At 66.2% G+C, this 19,989-nt stretch carries 13 protein-coding genes; all 13 read right to left on the bottom strand.

The annotated features are described in order from the left end of the window. Positions 1 to 101: 101 nt before the first annotated feature. From NTD86_RS22140 to NTD86_RS22080, 13 genes are read right to left on the bottom strand one after another with little or no spacing between them, the layout of a single operon-like run. Positions 102 to 1,475, bottom strand: coding sequence for an isochorismate synthase (locus tag NTD86_RS22140; protein ID WP_262205462.1), 1,374 nt, complete (start codon positions 1,473 to 1,475; stop codon positions 102 to 104). Further along, complete coding sequence (locus NTD86_RS22135; protein ID WP_261753965.1) at positions 1,472 to 1,780, bottom strand: isochorismate lyase; 309 nt, start codon at positions 1,778 to 1,780, stop codon at positions 1,472 to 1,474. Before NTD86_RS22135 ends, NTD86_RS22140 begins: the two co-directional genes overlap by 4 nt. Next, positions 1,777 to 2,535, bottom strand: coding sequence for a thioesterase II family protein (locus NTD86_RS22130; protein ID WP_262205460.1), 759 nt, complete (start codon positions 2,533 to 2,535; stop codon positions 1,777 to 1,779). Before NTD86_RS22130 ends, NTD86_RS22135 begins: the two co-directional genes overlap by 4 nt. Beyond that, positions 2,532 to 4,130 carry a (2,3-dihydroxybenzoyl)adenylate synthase gene (locus NTD86_RS22125; protein WP_262205459.1) on the bottom strand — a complete coding sequence of 533 codons (1,599 nt, stop codon included), beginning with the start codon at positions 4,128 to 4,130 and terminating at the stop codon, positions 2,532 to 2,534. Before NTD86_RS22125 ends, NTD86_RS22130 begins: the two co-directional genes overlap by 4 nt. Next, positions 4,123 to 4,842, bottom strand: coding sequence for a VOC family protein (locus tag NTD86_RS22120; protein WP_262205458.1), 720 nt, complete (start codon positions 4,840 to 4,842; stop codon positions 4,123 to 4,125). The genes NTD86_RS22125 and NTD86_RS22120 overlap by 8 nt, the downstream gene beginning before the upstream one ends. Continuing rightward, the gene (locus tag NTD86_RS22115; protein ID WP_262205457.1) at positions 4,839 to 6,032 is read right to left on the bottom strand and encodes a Gfo/Idh/MocA family oxidoreductase; all 1,194 of its coding nucleotides are present in this window, start codon (positions 6,030 to 6,032) and stop codon (positions 4,839 to 4,841) included. The genes NTD86_RS22120 and NTD86_RS22115 overlap by 4 nt, the downstream gene beginning before the upstream one ends. Then, positions 5,975 to 7,165, bottom strand: coding sequence for a cytochrome P450 (locus NTD86_RS22110; protein ID WP_262205455.1), 1,191 nt, complete (start codon positions 7,163 to 7,165; stop codon positions 5,975 to 5,977). Before NTD86_RS22110 ends, NTD86_RS22115 begins: the two co-directional genes overlap by 58 nt. Beyond that, positions 7,162 to 8,883, bottom strand: coding sequence for a class I SAM-dependent methyltransferase (locus tag NTD86_RS22105; protein ID WP_262205454.1), 1,722 nt, complete (start codon positions 8,881 to 8,883; stop codon positions 7,162 to 7,164). Before NTD86_RS22105 ends, NTD86_RS22110 begins: the two co-directional genes overlap by 4 nt. After that, complete coding sequence (locus tag NTD86_RS22100) at positions 8,880 to 9,911, bottom strand: class I SAM-dependent methyltransferase (protein WP_262205452.1); 1,032 nt, start codon at positions 9,909 to 9,911, stop codon at positions 8,880 to 8,882. The genes NTD86_RS22105 and NTD86_RS22100 overlap by 4 nt, the downstream gene beginning before the upstream one ends. Then, positions 9,908 to 11,011 (bottom strand): saccharopine dehydrogenase NADP-binding domain-containing protein, encoded by a 1,104-nt coding sequence (locus NTD86_RS22095; RefSeq protein ID WP_262205451.1) that lies wholly within the window; start codon positions 11,009 to 11,011, stop codon positions 9,908 to 9,910. The genes NTD86_RS22100 and NTD86_RS22095 overlap by 4 nt, the downstream gene beginning before the upstream one ends. Then, positions 11,005 to 12,750 (bottom strand): ABC transporter ATP-binding protein, encoded by a 1,746-nt coding sequence (locus NTD86_RS22090; RefSeq protein ID WP_262205450.1) that lies wholly within the window; start codon positions 12,748 to 12,750, stop codon positions 11,005 to 11,007. Before NTD86_RS22090 ends, NTD86_RS22095 begins: the two co-directional genes overlap by 7 nt. Further along, a complete protein-coding gene (locus NTD86_RS22085) occupies positions 12,747 to 14,486 on the bottom strand; it encodes an ABC transporter ATP-binding protein (RefSeq protein WP_262205449.1) in 1,740 nt (579 codons plus the stop codon). Before NTD86_RS22085 ends, NTD86_RS22090 begins: the two co-directional genes overlap by 4 nt. Continuing rightward, positions 14,483 to 19,957 (bottom strand): non-ribosomal peptide synthetase, encoded by a 5,475-nt coding sequence (locus tag NTD86_RS22080; protein ID WP_262205448.1) that lies wholly within the window; start codon positions 19,955 to 19,957, stop codon positions 14,483 to 14,485. The genes NTD86_RS22085 and NTD86_RS22080 overlap by 4 nt, the downstream gene beginning before the upstream one ends. Positions 19,958 to 19,989 lie beyond the last annotated feature (32 nt).

Genomic DNA, 19,989 nt, shown 5'->3' with positions numbered 1-19,989 from the left:
TTAGAACGTAGAAGAAAATTCACTCAAGTTAGACGCGTGCTCCAAAAAGATTTTTGTAGTTATCGAATGGGGCATTGTCCAGTTTTAGCTAAACTTCGCTCCTACGTTATTGATCGGTGTGGGAAGAGCAGTAATGCATGCTCCATGCTGGCAAGCTTGATTTGAGTTTCCTCATACTCATCGGCAGGCCAGGAGCCATGAACAATCCCGCACCCTGCGAACAAATGACAGTGTTGATGAGTGATCAATGCCGAACGCAGGGCTACAAGAAAATCTCCATTGCCCTTTGAGTCCAGCCAGCCCACTGGCGCCGCGTACCAACCCCGGTCGAAGCCTTCGTGGTCGCGGATGAAATTCAAGGCCGGTGCCCTCGGCAAGCCACCGACCGCCGGTGTCGGGTGCAGTGCCTGGATACCGTCCAGTAAACGTTTGTCGGGGTTGAGTTGTGCCGCGATCGGTGTGCTCAGGTGTTGCACGGTGGCCAGTTTCAGCAGGCCGGGGCATGGCGCGGCCTGGATGTCGCTGACCTTGTCGCCTAGGGCATGGGTGATGGTCTGTACCACCAGTTGGTGTTCATGTTGTTCCTTGGGATCGGCCAGTAACCGTTCACCGATGGCGTGATCCTCGTCCGCGGTGATGCCACGTCGCGCACTGCCGGCCAGGGCGTGGGTGGTCAGGTGGCCTTCTTGGGAATTGAGCAGCCGTTCCGGGGTGGCTCCCATGAAGCAATGTTTGCCACGGTGCAGTGCGAACAGATGGGACGCGTTGCGTCGTGCGTGCAGCCGCTGCATCACTGCACCACTGTCGAGGGCCGCGTCCAGTTGGTACTCGATATGCCGCGCCAACACCACTTTGTTCAAGTCGCCGCGGGTAATGGCCTGCAACGCCGTATCGACCTTGGCTTGCCATTGGTGCGAAGGCAGCGCGTTGCGTTCGATAACGTCGGGCGCAGTGGCCGCCGAGGTGGGCGGGTTGAGCAGTTGCTGATAGGCGGCCAGGCTTTCGCGTGCCAGCGCCGCCGGGTCGCTGTCGGGTGCGACCACCCGCTGGCAGCGCAGCCAGCGGCCGTTGGTATCCTCGCTGAGCAACCAATGGGCCAGTTGAAAACTGGCGTCGGCAAACGGCGCCCAATGGGGCGAGCAAGGTTGCTGCTCATCAAAACGCATGCCGCCCAGCAACAATGGCGAATACGGGCCATCGACCGCCGCATCGGCACACAGCGCGGACCATTGCCGGTCCAACTCGGCCATGCGCTGCGGGCCCGTGGTCTCGATCTGCCAGGCGCAGCCCAGGCCGAACATCGTCAGGTCCGGTGAGTGCGCACACCAGAAGAAACCCTGACGATGCGCTGCGTAGAGCGCCAAGGGAGCCAGGGTCGGCGCGGGGTGCGCACTCACGGCGATAACGGGGCGCTGGTGCTGTACCGCCCGCTGTCGGGCCGTTTCAAACACCTTCAGCAAAGCGGCTGCGTTCATACCGCCTTGCTCTTTTTCTGCAGCCAGTAGGCTGTCTGTTCGGCGATGTACCAATGGATGATCTGGTTGAACAAACTTTCGACAAACTCGCCATCCAGCCCGACGTTTTGCGCCCATTGCCGGCGCTGGGGCAACATCGCCGCGACGCGCTCCGGTGCGGCGATGCTGGCCTGGTCGGGCTTGAACGACGAGGCCGCCTTGACGTACTGCATGCGCAGGCCGAGGGCATCGATGATCTGCTGGTCGAGGGTGTCGATGGCGTGACGAATGTCCGAAAGGCCAGTGCAGTGTTCCGGGGTTTTCATACCGAGTCTCCCTGAAGGTAGGCAGTGCGTTGCAACAGGTGATGGATCACCGGTCGCGGCTGTTGCTTGAGGTAAAAGTGATCACCGTCGAACAGGCGGATATCCGGGGTGTGAGCGGTCAAGTCGGCCCAGGCGCGGGCCTGGTCAAGGCTGACCTCCGCGTCATCGCGGGCCAGCAGTACGTCGATGGGTGCCGCCAAGGGGGCGAGCCGCGCCGGGCGCCAGGTTTCGATGGCCTGGTAGTCGCTGCGCAAGGTTGGCAGGAACAGCGCGCGCAGTTGCGGGTTGGCCCACAGGCCGGCGGCTTCGGCGTCCTGTCGCAGGATGTCGGCGATCAGCGCGGCGTCGTCCTGGCGGTGCAGGTCACTCGACGGTTGCCGGTGTGGCGGCGGGTGGGCCGAGACGAATACATGGGCGGCACCCAAGCCTGCCGCTTCCAGTCGCAGGCCCACGGCGTAGGCGAGCGCTGCGCCCATGCTGTGGCCGAACAGCAGCAGTAGCCGGGCGGGCAGGGCCAGCAGTGCGTGGGCAATGTGTTCGGCCAGGCTGGCCAGGCACGGGATATGCGTTTCATTGAAGCGCTCTTCACGCCCTGGATACTGCACGGCCAGCAAGTCGATATCTCCCGGCAGGTGCGCCAGCCACGGGCGAAAAAAACTCGCACTGCCCCCAGCATGGGGCAGGCACACCAGGCGTGCCCGTGCCTGGGCACCCTCACGCAGCCCGCGCAGCCAGGGGGATGGGGCGCCGCTCATAAAGCCAGCACCTGTTCCGCCAGGGCCTTGCGGTTGACCTTGCCCAGGTGCGTCAGCGGGAACTCGCGCAGCACCTGTAAGCGATCCGGCAATTTGTAGGCGGCTAGACCATGGTCGCGCAGCCAGGCATTGATCGATGCCAGGTCGACACACGCGCCGTGGGCCAGCACGCAGGCGCAACTGCGCTCACCCAGCAGCTCATCGGCCAGGGCCACCAGCGCCACATCGCGTATCAGCGGATGGCCCAGCAGCAGGTTCTCGATCTCTTCCACCGGAATTTTCTCACCGCCGCGGTTGATCACATCCTTTGTGCGCCCCTCGACGATCAAATGTCCTTCGGGCAGGCGCCGTACCAGGTCGCCGCTGCGGTAAAAACCGTCGGCGGTAAAGGCACGTTGGTTCTGCTCGCCAGCGTTGTAATAGCCGCGAATGGTGTAGGGGCCGCGCACCAGCAATTCACCCACGGCGCCAGGTGCGACCGGCACGTCATCGGTGTCGACGATACGGATCTCATCAGCGACCGTCAGCGGCAGTCCCTGGGTGTCGAATACACGTTCCTGCGGGTCATCCAGCGGCGTAAAGCACAGCAGCCCTTCGGCCATGCCGTACACCTGTTGCAGGCCACAGCCCAAGGCCGGACGGATGCGCGCGGCGATCTCGGCCTTGAGCCGCGCACCACCGACCTGCAGCCATTGCAAACTGGTCAGGTCGTTGTCGGACCATTGCGCCACTTCCAGCCACAACAGCACCAGCGGCGGGATCAAGGCGGTATGGGTGATGCGTTCGCGTTCGATCAGTTCGAAGGCGGTGTCCGGGCTCGGTTCCGGGGCCAGCACCAGGGTGGCGCCGACACTGAACACGCCGAGTGCGCCGGGCGAAGCCAGGGGGAAGTTGTGGGCGACCGGCAACGCCGCCAGGTAACGGGTGTCGCCATCGAAACCGCATGCGCGCGCCGCCAGGCGCGCATTGCACGCGAAGTCGTCATGGGTACGCGGGATCAGCTTGGGCAGGCCGGTGGTGCCGCCAGACAACAGCAGCACGGCGACCTCCCGTGAGTCCGGCGCCGGCAGCTCACGCGGGTTGGCAACGCACTGTGCCAGGGCCACGAACTCCTCGGCCATACCCACCACCCACACCTGTTGCAGGCTTGGCACTTGTTTGCGCAGGGTGCGTGCCAGTGGTCGGTAATCGAAGCCCAGGTGCTGATCGACAATCACATAGGCGACTGCCTGGCTTAGATGCGCCAGGTGAGCCAGCTCATGTTCGCGATGGGCCGGCAGCGCAAACACCGGGATCACGCCCAGGCGCAGCAGGGCAAAGGTCAGGCTGAAGAACTCGGCGATATTCGGCAGTTGCACCAGCACCCGCTGGCTGGCGCGCAGTCCTCGGTCGGCGAGGCCGGCCGCCAGTCGGTCGGCCTGTTGGTCCAGCTCGGCGTAGCTCCAGCGCCGGGTACCGTCTACCAGCGCCTCCTTGTGTGGCGTGCGTTGTGCCTGCTCGCGCAGCAGTTGGCCCAGCGACACGCCTTGCCAGTAGCCTTGCTCGCGATAGCGGCGGATAAAGTCGTCGGGCCAGTCGGTGCATCCATCAAGCATGGGTATCTCCTTGAGCGGTCGGGCAACCCAGCAAGCGGGCGCCGTGCAGAGTCAGCGGGTGCGTCAGGCCGGTGATTTGCACCGCCTGTACGCCGGTGTGTTCGGCTGGTCGGATTTGCAGCAGCGGATCGTCACCGGTCAGCAGGTTGAGGGCGGTCTGGTCGGCGGGGTGTACGCCCAGGTGGATCGCCGCCAGCCCCGTGGCGCCATTGGGGTGGGTCATGCGCGCCGGGTGCTGGGCGGGCTCATAGGGCGTGACCAGGAACGGCAGGCGATCATGGCGCGGGTAGACGAAACGAAAGCGTGTGTGGCTGCCGTCCGCGCAGGTTCGCCGCCAGTTCACCGCACGGCCCATGCTCACGCCACAGGCCGCCAGGCTCTTGACGCGTGGCGCTAGGAGCGGGTCGTCACACCGCAGCGCCAGGTCGCAAAAGCCTTCGCCCTGAGCGGCCCAGCGCAACATGCGCCGTCCGGCGCCACGGCCGGCGAGGCAGTCGATGGGCCACTTGAATAGCCAGGCGTGACGCGGCGTGGTGAGCAGCTCTATGATCGGCCCCTGGCTGAACCAGATATGCGCATGCTGGGCGCGGGCCTCGGCGGTGGCGTAGGTCACTTCGAAGCCGGCAGCGCGAAAATTCGCCACGGCCTGGTGCAAGTCACGCACCCACAACAGCACATGGCTGCAGGTGGAAGGGAATAGGGCTCTGTTCAAAACGGCAAGGCTCCCAGCAGTTGCGCGGTGTCGTCACCGCCAGGGGGGTGCACGGCGTCGGCACGGTTGTGCAGTTCGGCCAATGGCAGTGCGTGGGGCACCGCGGGTTCAATCAAGGCGGGCATGCCGATCAGGCTGTTCATTTCACGCCAGGCCATGGACACCTCGGTGGCCCATACGCCGCTGTGCAGGCGCCGCGTGGGGTCGTCGATGTCGCGGCACAGCTCGCCGAGGGCGACGGTGACTGCGTCGGGCCAGATCTGGTTGAACACCTGGTGGTAGCTCGCCGGCATCTGCGGGTCGAGCACCACCATCGTCGGCCCGGCCAGCCGCTCGCTGCCGGGGCCCGCCATGATCAGGCGGTCGGTGTTGTCCCGTGGGGCGTGCAGGCGTGGGTTCCACAGCACCGGGCCGTGGGTGTCGCACAGGCTCAGCACCCCGGCTTCACAGCCCACTTCGAGGCGATGCAGCAGGAACGAGTGGTTGTCCGGGTCCTGAGGATGCACTTGGTTCTGCACCCGCAAGCTGATCGGTACACCGTTGAAACTGGCATTGAGCCGCGTGAAAGGCTGCGCCCCGACACCGGCTGCCGGTGCGGCGAACACCCAGGGCCGTAATCCGCCCGCCAGGCGCCCGAGAATATCCAGCAGCGGGTAGGCCACCTGGCTGTTGCAGGCGGCCTCGATATACGCCAGCCCCCGTTGTTCGCGCAGGTAAGCGGCCACGGCGAGAAAGCGACGGATTGCCAGGATATTGGGGTACAGAGTGTTCACCGCATAGGCCGCCTGACCTTGGCGGGCGGCCTGCATGCACGCGGCAATTTCGCGGTGGTGCACCGGGTGTTCCTGCAACACGTGGATGCCACGCCGCAACAGTTGCTGGGCCAGTTCGCTGCCAGCACCGCCGGTGGCGCCGGAGCGCACCACCACACAGGCGATATCGACGTCATCGGGTACTTGCTCGACGGCTTCGTACAGCGCCACCCCATAGTGATCGGCACAGGCCCGGGAGTAGGTATTGCCGCGCGACACGATGCCCGCCAGTTCATAGCGGTCATGGGCGCGGGCCAGGGCTTGCAGGTAGATGCGGCCGAACGCGGTGCCGGCAACGATCACGCGTTTGCGTGCGCGGCTCATGACCAGGTCACCGGCAGGCAGTGGGCGCCGCGAAAGAACGTCGCGGTTTTCCATTGCGCCTCGCCGCAGCGTTGCAGGTTGGGTAGGCGCACCACCAGCGCGTGCAACGCCTCTTGCAATTCCACCCGCGCCAGGGCCGAACCGATGCAGTGATGCAGGCCGTGGCCAAAGCCAAAGTGCCCGCTGGCATCGCGCTGCAGGTCCAGCGCCTGAGGGTTGGCAAACCGTGCCGGGTCATGGTTGGCCGCGCCGATGGAGGCGAACACCGCTTCACCCTGGCGCACCAGGGTTTCACCCATCTGGATATCTTCCAGGGCGTAGTGCACGAACATCGCCGCCGACGCCAGCGGGATATAGCGCAGCAGTTCTTCCACCGCCTGCGGTATCTGTTCGGGATGGTCCTTGAGCTGTTGCCACTGTGTGGGATTGTCCAGCAACACCTGGATGAAATTGGGGATCTGCGAAGCACTGCCCTCATAACCGGCGACCAGGATCGCGATGCACAACAGCAGCAATTGTTCTTCGCTGAGGTGTTCGCCCTTTTCATCGGCCTGGGTCAGGGCGGTCATGAAGTCGTCGCGGGGTTCGCGTCGGCGCTCGGCGACCAGGCCCTTGATATACGCCGCCAGTTCGCCCAGGTGTTGTTGAGCCTGGGCGGCGTCTTCGGCACGGGTGGACAGCAAGGAATCGTTCCACGCCTTGAAGCGTTCGCGGTCCTGCAACGGCACGCCCAGCAGTTCGCAGATCAATGCCAGGGGCAGGGGTAATGCGTAGTCGTTGACCAGGTCGGCGGGCGGGCCGGCGGCGAGCATGCGGTCGATCAACTGGTGGGCGTATTCGCGGGCGTGAGGGCGCAAGGCTTCGACGCGGCGACGGGTGAAGGCCTGGGCGGCGCGCGAGCGGATGCGGGTGAGTTGCGGCGGGTCCATCATCACAATGCCCCCGGCGATGCGCGGGAAGGCACGCGGGGCATCGTCGCGGCGAAACGCTTCGCTGCGGCTGAAACGCCGGTCGCCGAGTACCAGGCGCACGTCGTCATAGCGGGTGGCGAGCCAGGCGGGCGCGCCGATGGGCATCTGGATGCGCAACAGTCCCGGCGCTTGCTGGGCGCTGCGATAGGGTTCGGCCAGGTCCAGGTCGGTGAAGGCGTTGAAGGGGTAGGCCACGGGGCAGGTGGGCGGGGTCATGTGAGGTCCTTGATGGCAATGAAAGAGGCCCACTGGCCCAGCGTGTGGCTGTCGGGCAACTGGTCGGAAAGTTCAAGGTGCAGGGCGGGTTGTTCCAGATGATCGGCCAGCCTCGCGCGGCTCAGGCGCTGGGCGGGCACCTGGGCGACGAATACGCGATGGCCTAGGCTCGCCAGCGGGTGCCCGGCGGCAGGCAGGCTGCGGTTGCCCTGGAACCCGGCCCTGGCCAGTGCGGTTTGCCATTGCGTGAGGTCGAGGAAGGTGGCGCTGCTCAACTGGCGCTCATCGTTGGCCTGGTTGAGCATGAAAGCCTGGGACGCCATCACCCAGAATTCCTCTCGCGTCGGCTCGCTGAACACCAGCCAGCCGCCCGGTTTGAGCAAGGCCAGCAGGGTGGCCAGGGAGCGCTCTATGTCGCGGGCGGCATTCAGCACGCCACCGGCGACGATCAGGTCCCAGCTTTGGCTGCGATAACCCTGCGCCAGGGCCGGGCGGTCGATATCGAAGACGCCGTGGCGTACCCACGGCCATGCCTGCAAGCGCTCGGCGGCCTGCTCGCTGAAGTAGCGGGATACATCGGTGCACAGATAGTCCACCGACACGTCGGCCAGGGCGGGCAATACGGCCTGGGTGGTGGACCCGGTGCCGGCGCCGACTTCAAGTACGCGCAACGGCACGCCGATTGCCTGGCGCGCAGCCCAGGCGCCGATCCAATGGGCCACGGCGCGGTGCTGGTATTGCGCCGCGAGGCTTTCGCGGTACAACGCCGCCGCGCGCTCGGTGCGGCCCTCGGGAAACAGCAGGTGCACCGCCGCGCAGTCACCGCGCATCAACGACGGCAACTGGCGGGCATTGTCCCGCGCATACTCGAGGGTGCCGCTGCCGCCGGTGTTGCGGGCCCAGTCTACCGTCAGTCGCGCCCAGATAGATTCCAGGGTTGCGTCGCTCCAGACGCTGGCGTCGAGGGTGGGCAGCAGTTGCGTGCCTTCACGGCGCAACAGACCTTGCGCCTGCAATACATCCAGCCAGCGCGCAATCAATGGCCGGTGGCCAGGCGCGATGCCCGCATGGGCCAGGGCCTGGGCCACATCGTTCAGCGGCGCGGGCAGCAGGCCGCAATGGTCCAGCCCATTGAGCATTGACAGTAAGGCGGCGTGGCCGAGCTGATCGTTGAGTTGCACCGCTTCGGTCAAGTGCCCGGCGGCAAACTGCTGGTCGAGGGCGGCCTCGGTCGCGGCCAGGTGATCCTCGACCGGCGCTATCTCGCAGAGGCGCGGCACGGCGAATAACGTCTGGCCGTGGAGCGTGACGGCATTCACGTCTGGATGGCCAAGGGCACGTTCGCGCCAGCGTTGGTGTTCGAGCTTGACGCTGGCCAGGTCTCGCCATGTGCCCTGAGCATCCGTGAACCCCTGGACCTGGCAATTGAGTTGCCCCGCCGCCCGTTCCGCGAGCTGCCAGTCGCCCGGATGAGGGCTGATAAACAACACCTGCTCCAGGTGGCTCAGGTCACTCAAGGGCAGGGCGGGGAAATCCAGCAGCCGCTCCAGTTGTTCGGCGCCCATCACCACCACCGCCGGGCGCTGGCGTTCGAGCACGGCCAATAGACGCGCCGGGGCCAGGTGATGACTGCCCAGGTCGGTGAAGGCGGGCAAGTGCCACGGGTGCCGGCCGCTGGGCAGGTCGATCAGCAGGGTGTCGACGTTCAGCGTCATCATGAAACTCCTGTGGCGTGGAACAAGCGTTGCCCGGCAGTCGCCAGTGGGTCGGCTGCATCGGGCCATACGCCCAGCAACTGAAAACCTTGGGCTTGCAAGGCCTGGCGCCATGCGTCGGGCGCCATGAACGCTTCATCCGAGGTCCGCTGTGGCGCATCGGCGGGCGGTGACAGCAACAGGTGCATGAAGGTCAGCATCGCCGGGTTGTCGGCGATCGACTCACTGAACAACAAGGTGCCGCCATCGCGCAGGCAGGCACGGATTTGCGCCAGGCTGCGTGGCAGGTCGCGGGCGTTATGCAGCACATTGCCGGCGATCACCAGGTCCTGGCCGCGGGCCTCGATGCCCGGGTGGCTGAAGTCGCGGTCCAGGTCGAGCAAGCCGAATTGCATCCCCGGTTCCAGGCGAAATTGGCGCTGGGCCGCGCCGGTGAACAGCGTACTGATGTCGGTAAAGCGATAGTCTTTTTCGCGGTCTTCCAGCGCTGCCAGCACGGCGCGCGTGGTGTAGCCGGCACCGCCGCCCAGTTCCAGCACACGTAACCGATCGCCGGCGGCACTGACTTCGCGAGCCCGTGCCGCCAGGGCTTGATTGATTGCCGTGGTGAAGTGGTTCTGCTGGTAGGCCCCAAGCACCGCCACAGGGTCACCGGCTTGCAGCAGTAAGGGCGCCAGGGCGATATGATCGCGCAGCAGCGCGGGCAGGTACTCGATGACCTGGGTGTGCAGGAACGCCATGTTGGCGGGGAAGCCCAGGGCGGCATACAGCCGTGGCAACTCGCCGACTGCTGCTTGTGGCGGCGTGCCCTGCCAGGCGAGGCGTTCGCCGTCGTCCCGTACAACACCGGTGCGTGACAGTGCTGCCAGCCAGCGCCGTACAATCCAGGCATGACGTGGGGCCGTGCCCAGGGCCTGGTTGATATGCGCAGGGCTGCGCCAGAGCTGCACCGGCAAAGCCTGGGTGTGCAGCAGCACTTGGGCCATGACGCACAGGCTCAGGTGTTCAAGCTCATTCAGGGCGGCATTCATAAGCAACCTTCTTCGACGCGGTGCAAGTGATCGAGCGGGCCGTGCAGCAGGTTCAGCGCGCGGATCGCCGCCGTACGTTGCAGGCGTTCAAGGCTGGCGGCGGGGGGCAACGCCTCGGCGGCGTAATGGCAGCCAGGGCTGATCTCGCCTTCCAGCACGCTCACCACCGTGGCCGCCGCCATTGCACCGGTCAGCGCCGCGTTGCCTGTGCCACTGAAAATCAGGCTGCGGGTTCGCGCCTGGCCGTCGCACAGACCTTCGAGTTGCAGCAGCAGGGTGACGAAGGGCGCCTGGCCGCTGAGGTCCAGCAGGCTGGCTGCGCACAACCGTTGCACGGCGTCGGCGCGCGGCAGGCCATGGGCCTGGTCGAGGGCCTTCAGCACGTAGCCGTCGGTGATCACGTTGAACCATTCACCGACGTCCAGGCGCAGGTCCCTGGCCAGGCGTTCGCCTTCGTGGTTCAAGTAGGGCAGCAGATGGACTTGGCCTGGGAAACACGGCAACACCACATCCCGGCGCCGTCTCAGCGCGCGGCTGCGACGGCCGTTGCGCCAGGCGGCCAAGGGTTCGCTGGAGCCGTCCACCGCGCCTTGCAGGAAGTCGTCGGCGGCCACGGCGGTGAATTGATCACGCAGGCCGAAATAGCTGGTCAGGCCCTGCACCTGGGTGAATGCCTGCTCCGCCAGCCAGCGTGGCAGCAGGCCGGTAAATCCCGGTTGCAGGCCAGCGCCGAGTACCGCGCAACGACCACGCCACCGCGACGGCTCAAGATGCATATCGCCTGCTGCATCGACGTAATGGGCATTGGCCTTCAGCGCCGCCTGCGCGGCACGGTCCTGCACTTGCCAGGACGGGCCGGCGCAGTTGAGCAGCACGTCGCAGCGGCGGGCGAACGCGGCCAGGGCAGGCGCGTCGTTGAAGTCCACCGTTGTCCATTGCAGGCGTGCGTCGGGCCATTGCTGCTGGAGCAGCGCCAGGCAGCGCGCACCGTTTTTCGGGTTACGCCCGCCCAGGCGCAGGTCGTTCACGCCCAAGCTCAACAGCGCCTGGACGCTGGCCAGGCCGACGTCGCCACTGGCGCCCACTACACCGATCAGCATGGCTCGGCCTGCGCATTCAGGCGCCAGCCACCGGCGCGCTGGCGGTCATGCCAGAACCTGGCGTAGCGGCCCTCGAGGCTCAGCAACTGCGCATGGGTGCCGGCTTCCATCAGGCGGCCTTCGTCCAGTACCAGGATCTGGTCGGCGGCCATGATGGTCGGTAAGCGATGGGCGATCACCAGCACGGTGGAGCTTTGCATCAGGCTGCGAATGGCGGCCTGCACAAAGGCTTCGGTCTGCGGGTCGAGCGCGGCGGTGGCTTCATCCAGCAGCACGATGGGCGCGCGCTTGAGCAACGCCCTGGCCAGGGACACCCGCTGGCGTTCGCCACCCGACAATGATGCGCCGCCTTCGCCCACTGGCGTGTTCCAACCCTGGGGCAGGCGCGCGACGATTTCATCGACGCCGGCCAGCCTTGCCGCTTCGGCCACCTGGCGCGCACTGGCATCCGGGCTGCCCACGCGGATATTGGCTTCGAGGCTGTCGTCGAACAGGTAGACGTCCTGCATCACCAGTGACAGTTGCGCCATCAGCGCCTCGTTGGACAGCTCACGCACGTCCACGCCGCCGACCTTGACGTGGCCCTCGGTCGCATCGAAAAAACGCATCAGCAGGCGAGTGACGGTGGTCTTGCCCGAGCCCGAGGCACCGACAATCGCGGTCATCGAGTGGGCCGGCGCGTCGAACGTCAGGTTTCTCAACACCGTGGGGCCGCTGGGGTAGGCGAAGCTCACCTGTTCGAAGGCCAGGCTGCCGGGTGCGGTCAACGGCTGGCTGGCCACGGGTTCCGGCAACGGCGGCTCGCGCAGGATGCCTACCAGTTGATCCAGGTCGTTGCCGGCCATGCGCAACAGGCCGCTGCGCGCCGCCGCTTCGGCCAGCGGCCCGACAAACCGCGCCGCCAGGGCGAGCAGGGCGACCAGTTGGATAGCGTCGATCTCGCCCTGGGCAGCGAGGGCAATGCCCACGCCCACCAGCAGCGCGAACGCCAGTTGCACGGTCAGCCCGCCGGCCAGCAGCTTGGGAAAGGTCTGGGACAGCATCGAACCGCCGGCCTGTTTCTGTGCCAGGTTGGCCGCCTGCAATGGTTGATAACCGTGCTGGGTCCGGCCAAAGGCGCGCAGTACTTGCTGGTAGCGGGCGAACTCCACGACCCGGTTACCGGCGAGGGTGGCGGCGGCTTCAACCCGCGCATCGTTGCTGCCGATGGCGGCGGCCGACCAATGATGAGTGAAGTAGATCAGCGGCGCGCACAGCACGGCGGTCAGCCCCAGGCGCCAGTCGAACACGAACAGGGTCAGCGCGACCGTGGCCGGCACCACCACGCCGGATACCACCGGCCCCAGGTAATGGGCAAACAACCCGGTGACCATCAGCGTGCCGCTGGTGGCGCTGCGCGACAGGCGTCCGACTTTCTCCGAGTTGAACCAGCCCAATGGCAGTCTGACCAGGTGCTGGCCGAGGCGATCATGCAGGGTGGTCAGCACCACCAGGGCCAGGGCAAAGCCCTTCATCGCCTGCTGGTAATGAGCGATGCAGGTCAACACTACCATTGCCGCCAGGCCGGCCAGCCAGGCCATGGCCGTGGGCAGGTCACCGGCGAACAGCGCGTGCAGGATCGGCACCAGCAACGCTACGGCCAGGCCTTGCAGTACGGCACTGGTCACCAGCCATGCGAGGTAGCGGTAGAGACGCGTAGCATGGGCCGGGCCCAATAAAGTCACAAGGCTGCGGATCACAGGGGCATCTCCAGGTCGGGGGCGGTGGTCTCGGCGCTGGCGCGCCACAGGCGGGCATAGGCGCCGTTGGCCGCCAGCAATTGCTCATGGCGGCCGCTTTCGAGCACGCGGCCCTGGCCGAGGACGACGATCTGATCCACGCCACTGATGCTCGCCAGGCGGTGGGCGATCACCAGCACCGTGCGGCCTCGGGCCAAGGCCGACAGAGCGTCCTGGATCAGCGCCTCGGATTCGGGGTCGGCATGGGAGGTGGCCTCATCGAGGATCAGCACCGGGGTGTCGGCCAACAGCGTGCGGGCGATGGACAAGCGCTGTGCTTCACCGCCGGAGAAAATCGCGTCTTCGCCGATCATCGACTGATACCCCCGGGGCAGGGCCTGGATACGTTGGTGAATCTGTGCCGAACGCGCCGCCGCCTCGACGTCCTCGTCACTGGCCTCGGGGCGGCCCAGGCGCAGGTTATCGGCGACGGTGCCGTGCACCAGTTGCGCGTCCTGCAACACGAAGCCGACCTGCTGGTACAGCTGGCGCGGGTCGATCTCGCGCACATCGGCACCGCCCACCCGCACGCGGCCGGCATTCACGTCGTGAAAGCGCGGTACGAGCTTGGCCAGGGTCGATTTACCGGAACCGGAAGCGCCGACCAGAGCGGTCACGCTGCCGGCCGGGCAGTGCAGGTCCACGCCATTGAGGATCAGGTGCGCGGGGTCGTAGCCGAACTGCACCTGTTCAAATGTGATGTCGCTGCCTTGGGGCTGCATGCAGACCTTGGGCGTGGGCAGTTCTTCGACGTCCAGCAGCGCTTCGATACGGTCGGCCGCGGCAAGGGCGGTGCGCTGGGCGGTCAGGCTCTGATTGATCACCAGCAACGATTGTGGAATGACCACTGCCACCAGCGTCTCGGCAAACAGTTCCAGGGGCGTGATCCAGCCCCTGGCCAGCAACAGGCTGCCCACCCCCAGGCTCACCAGCAGAATCACCGGCACACTCAAGGCCATCGATGAAAACGCTTCCAGGCGTAGCAGCGGCTTGACCCAGCCGGCGTATTGCTCGCTGAACTGGTTGACGGCCTGTTGATAGCTGCGATGGGCCTGGCCTACGCGGCCAAACGCCTTGACCACCGCAATGCCATGCACAAACTCGACAATCGCCGCGCTGACGCGGGTCATGCTCTTGTCCAGCAACTGCATCTTGGCGCCGAAGCCGCGCATCATCAGGCTGTAGGCCACCGCATAGATCGGCAGGGTCAGCACCGCCAGCAGCGCCAGGCGCCAGTTCAACGTGGCCAGCCATGCCAGCCCGGCCAGGGGCGTGACGATCGCCGCCGTAAGTTCCACCGCATGGTGGGCGATCAGGTGGTGCAGGTCTTCGAGGTCGTCCTGCACCACTTTGCGCACGGCGCCCGAAGTGGTGTCGGTGTACCAGCCCAAGGGCACGCGCCCCAGCTTGCGCACCATGGCTTCGCGCAGGCTGGCCTGCAAGCGGTGGTCGGCCAGGTGGGTCAGCCACAGGGCCACGCCGCTGGCCATCCAGCCCAGGCTCAGGGCGATCACCACCAGCGCGGCCCATAGCCACAAGGTGTGGCTGTCGGCGCTGCCGGCCAGCAGCAAGCGGCCCAGTTCGGTCAGTCCGATAAAGGGCACCAGGTTGACCAGCGCGCCAATCGCGGCAAACACCACGCCGATGCGGATCAGGCGGTTGACCGGGCGTTTCAGGGTATCCAGAGCGGTCGTCATGAGTTTTTCCGAAGGGCCTCGAGCAGGTGTGCGGTGACGATGTGGACGTGGGGCGGTTCGATCACGCTGAAGTGGTTGCCGGGCACATCGATCAAGTCGAACCGCCCCAGGCACGCGTTTTCCCAGAACGGTGCCGCCAGGTGGCCGACACCGCCGGTGATGCCGAACGATTGCTGCTCCAGGCAGCGCAGGTAGGTCATGTTGCCGAGCAACGGCGGCGGGTCGAACCGCGCCGCGCGCATGCTGTGGCGGCACACCCGGAACAGCGTCGGCACCAGCTCGGGGCCGATGGGCACACCGGCCTGGCCGGACGCCAGGCGCGCGTACTCGGCCAGGCGTTCTTCCTGGCTGCGCGCCGACTGTTGCTGCACCGCCAGCGCCAAGGCTTCCAGCCCCGGATCGCCGCTCAACGCCGCCATGGCCCCGGCGGGGACGCGGCGGTTGTCGCGGGCCATCAACAGGTCGATGGCGCGGTACACGTCGTAGTCTTCGATATGTGCGCCGAACACGGTCTTGACCGGGTCGAGGTTCAGGTTGGGCACGAAGATCGCCTCGTAGGCCAGCTCTTCGTCGGTGTCGATGAACATCGGGATGCTGTCGATCAGGCTCAGGTCCACCACTTCCATGCCGCGTTCGAGCAAGCGCCGGGCGACCTCGGTGGCGAGCAGCCCGCCGAGGCAGTAACCGATCAACTGGAAGCGTTGATGGCCCTCGGCGATCAAGCGTTCGGCGTAGTCCTGGGCCACGCTTTCGATCAGGCGCTTGGGCTCCAGCGCCAGGTATTGCGCGGTGTCGGCCACGGCAAAGCCGATCACCGGCCCGGCCTGCTGCTCGGCCAGGGCGCGGCCCAGGTGCTGGAAGTAATCCAGGGTGCCGAGGGCGGCATGGAACATCACTCGCACTGGGCCAACCTCGCCACCGCCAAACGGCACCACCAACGCGTTGCTGCTCGATGAGCGCTGGGCTTCGCCGCTCGTTGCTGTGGCGGCAGGCGCTGTTTCGCCATGGTTGAGCAGGCGCGCCAGGGCGGCGACATTCGGCTCGTTGAGCATCTGCCGCAGCAGTGTGTCGTAGCTCAGGCTTTGGGCCTGGGTCAGTTGTTCACGCAGTTGGCCGGCGACGCGGGCGAGGATCAGCGAGTCGGCGCCTTTCTCATAGAAGCTGTCGTCGACGCCAATCTGCGCCAGGCCCAAGGCCTCGGCCCACAACCGGCACAACTCGGCCGTCAACGGATCGATCGGTGCCTCCTGGCCAGCTGGTGCCTGGGCATCGGCGGCGGGGCGCCAACCGGCCAGGGTCTTGCGGTCGACCTTGCCGTTGGCGGTCAGTGGCAAACGGTCGAGCACTTGCAGGTGCGCCGGCAGCATATAGTCCGGCAGGCGCTGCGCCAGGGCACGGCGCAGGCTCTCGACGTCCAGGCGCTGGAACCCGGCCTTGAAGCGTGCGGCAAACACCTGCATGCCAAGGGCGGCCAACGGGTGGTCCGCGCGGGGCAGGGCGGGCAGGCATTCACCGCCAAACGCCTTGACCTGCGCCTGCCAGATCTCGGCGTTGCGCAAGCCACTGCGGCCCTGGTCGTGGTCGCCATTGACCGGCGTCATCATGAAGCCCTGGGTCAACAGGATCGGCGGCCATTCGCCGGTGGGTTCGCTGAACACCAGCCACCCACCGGGGCTGAGCAATTCAGTGATCTGGCCGAGGGCATTGTCGATGTCCTTGACGCTGTTGAGCATGCCCGCGCACAGCACGATATCCACGGTGTTGCTGGCCAGCCCTTGCGGCCGGATGTCCTGGTCAATGTCCAGCACGCCATAGCGCACCCAGACGTGGTCGGCAAAGCGCTGTTTGGCCGCCGGCAGGAAAAACGCGGTCATGTCGGTGAACAGGTAATCGACCTCCAGGCCATCGAGCAGGCTGATCACCGGCGTGCTGGTAGCCCCGGTGCCGGCACCGATTTCCAGGATGCGCAGCGGACCGTCACCGGCATGGTGAGTGGCGAGTCGGTTGATCAGCGCGGCGACGCTGTGGTTGTTGTAGCGCGACACGGCATCCCCGCCGTACAGCTGAAAGGCCAGGTTCTGTTGGCCTTGGGGGAACAGCAGGTCGAAGGGGTTGACCTCGCCCCTGAGCAGTTGCGGCAATTGCCGTACATGGTTGAGCTGATAGTCGAACAGCGCCTGGCTGCACAACCCCGTGGCGACCGCCTGCTCCACCCGGCCCCAGGCAAATGCCGGGTTTGGCGCGGTGTGCGGCAGGCGATAACGTGATTGTTCCTGGAGCAACAGGCCTGCTTCGCACAGCGCGCCCAACCAGCGGCGCACCAGCCAGTGATGGCGCGGCTCGGCCTGCAAGGCGTGCAGGATGGCGGGGGCATCGGGCTCGGCCAGCTCGCCGCTGAACAGCTTGGCCTTGAGCATGACCTCCAGCATCGAACTCAATGCGGCAGCGCTGAGGTCGGCCTGATAATCGCGCACCTGTTGCGCATCAAACGTGCCGATCTGGCTATCGGCATAACGGTTGATCGCCGCGAGCAAGGGCACGTCGGGCAGCGGTTCGGGTTCTACCCGCGCAGCGGTGACGAAGGCCAGCAGGCTTCGTTCGCCGCTCGCCTCGCCAGTGACCAGGCTGACCGCGCTGTCCACGCCGGGAGTGGCGAGCAAGGCGGCTTCGATCTCGCCCAGTTCCACGCGATGCCCGCGAATTTTCACCTGGCCGTCTTCGCGACCGAGGAATTCCAGTTCACCTCCCGGCAGGTAGCGGCCACGGTCGCCGGTGCGATACAGGCGTTGGCCGTCGAGCGGGTGGGCGAAGAACCGCGCGTCGCTCAATGCCTGATCGCCCAGGTAACCCTGGGCCAGGCCGACACCGGTGATGTACAGGTCGCCCGGTACCCAGGTCGGCGCATCGCGCCATTGGCTGTCGAGTACACGAAAGCCCTGGTTGGCCAGGGGCAGGCCGTAGGGAATGCTGCGCCACGCTGGGTCAATCGCACCGATGGGATGCAGGTTGGACCAGATCGAGGCTTCGGTGGCGCCACCCAGGCCCACCAGCGCCAGGCCGGGTAACAATTGCTGGAGTTGCGGCGGCAGGTTCAGCGCAATCCAGTCCCCGGACAACAGCGCCAGTCGCAGGCTGTCCAGCGGGCGTGGCTCAGCGTGCAGGTAGTGGGCAAGCATGTGCAACTGCGCCGGCACCGAGTTCCACAACGTCACTTGATGGCGCTGTACCAGTTCGGCCCAGTGCGATGGGTCGGCGCCGCGTGCCGGGTCGGGCAATACCAGGGTGCCACCCACCGCGAGGGGGCCGAACAGGTCATACACCGACAGGTCGAAACTCAACTGCGCCAACCCCAGTACACGGTCATCGGCGTTGAGCTGGAAGCGGCGGTTGATGTCTTGCACGGTATTGAGGGCGGCGCGATGGCTGATCATCACGCCTTTGGGTTCACCGGTGGAGCCGGAGGTGTAGATCACGTAGGCGAGGTCATCGGGGCTGCCGTCGACGACTTCGAAATCAGGCCTGGCCGGCGACAGGCCGTCCACCGCATGCCAGTGCAACGCCTCGGGCAGCGGCTCGTGGGGCTGGGCCTGGGACTGGCCGAGCACATGACGCACCTTGGCGCTGCGCAGCACGCGATCGCGGCGGGCGGCCGGGGCGTTGTTGTCGAGGGGCAGGTAGGCGGCGCCGGCGAGCAACACGCCGTAGACCGCGACGACCTGGTCGAGGCCCTTGGGCATCAGGATTGCCACCGGCTCCTGGGCGGTGCAACCGGCAGCTTGTAGGGTCGCGGCCACGGCCAGGGCGCGCTCGGCGAGTGCGGCGTAGGTCAGGTTGCCGCTGGCGTCGATCACCGCCAGGGCGTGCGGATGCTCCCAGGCCATGGCCAGCAGGCCGTCGTGCAAACGGCCGTTGGGCAGCGGTGCTGCGGTGGCATTCGCCGCTAGGCGTTCACGTCGTTGCCAGGCCGGCAGCGGCACTTGCATGGGGTGTTCCCAGGCGGCCGGGTCCAGGGCCAATAGCTGCAGTTCGGCCAGGAAGGCCTGCTGCATGTCGTCCACCAAGCCATCGGGGAACACGCCTTGGCGCACATCCCAGTGGATGTGCAAGCCGCGCGTGTCATCCATCACCTGGCAGTCGAGGGTGACCTGCGGGGTCTGGGTGAGGCCATGGCCGACCCTACGCTGGCTGGCCGCGGGTGGGTCGATCGACAGGCCGATGGCGCTGGTGAACACCACCGGCATGGCGGAGGCTTCACGCCCGCGTCGACGGCCGATTTCGCGCATCACCTGGACACCGGAAAACAGCCGGTGCTCCAGGTCGGCAAACAGTTGGCTGCCCAGTTGCCGTGCCTGGGTAGTGAAGTCCTGGCCCTGGGGGTCATTGACCTGCAACAGGCTGACCGAGGTGAAATCCCCCACCAGCCGGTCCACCTGCGGGTGCAGCGGCAAGCGGTTGAGCAACGTCAGGTTGAGGCTGAAGACGGGTTGTTGGCTCCAGCGTTGCAGGGTGCCGACATAGGCGCTGAGCACCACGATCGACGGGGTCAGGCCACGCTCGCTGGCGGCGGTTTTCAGGGCGGCCCATTGCGCCCGGTCGAGTTGTGCCGAGTGCCGCTGGAAGCGCGGCACGCTCGTGTCTTCACCGCTCAGAGGCACAGGTAATTGCGGTGCGGCGGGCAGTTCATCGATGCGCGCGAGCCAATACTCGCGGTCCCGTTGATGGCGGCTGCCTTCGAGCAAACCACGCTCGGCGAGCAGGTAGTCACGGAAGGTGATGTCGAGTGGAGGCAGCTCGGTGTGGGGATCCTGCAGCAACTGCTCCAGCTCATTGAACAGCAACTGCGCACTGGCCCAGTCGGCGATCAGTGAGTCCATGGAGAAGTGCAGGGTGTCGCCGCTGTCACTGTGGCTCAGGCGCAGCTCGAACAGTGGCCATTGTTCGGTGGGGTAGAGCTTCTGTTCCATGGCCTGGCGAATCTGTTGCACCGCGTGTTGATGTTGCTCGAGGGGGGCGCCACGTAGGTCCGCGACGGCCACCGGGTAATGGGCAACGTCGGCCAGTACGCGCTGCGAGCCTTCGCTAGCGATCACCGCGCGTAGCATGTCGTGACGGGTGATCAGGCGGTTCCACGCCTGTTCCACCTGCTGCGGGTCGAGTGTTGGCCAGCTCAGTTCAAGGTAGCCATGGCAGGCGACATTGCCGTAGCCGAACGACGATTGGCGGCCCAGCAGGTAGGCGTTCTGCACGTCGGTGAGGGGGAAGGGCGCATGCCGAAGCGCCGAGTCGGCCTGGACCAGGGGGCGTTCCTGGCTCTCGAGCAGGTGCAGGATTTGCTGTTTGTGTTCGCGCAGTTGCGCCAGGCGTTCGGCATCGAGCAGGCCCTGGGGCGCGCGGAATTTCAGTTGTCCGTCCTGGTGCCAGAGCTCGACGCCCAGGGACTTGAGTTCGCTCAACAGTGTGGCGGCGGGCATGGGTACAGCTCCTGGAAAAAGGGAGATTGCGC

The organism is Pseudomonas sp. 7P_10.2_Bac1 (assembly GCF_025465935.1).
In the GTDB taxonomy this organism is placed as follows: domain Bacteria; phylum Pseudomonadota; class Gammaproteobacteria; order Pseudomonadales; family Pseudomonadaceae; genus Aquipseudomonas.
Note: the sequence above shows the minus strand (reverse complement) of the source record. Positions and strands in the feature narration are given on the sequence as shown.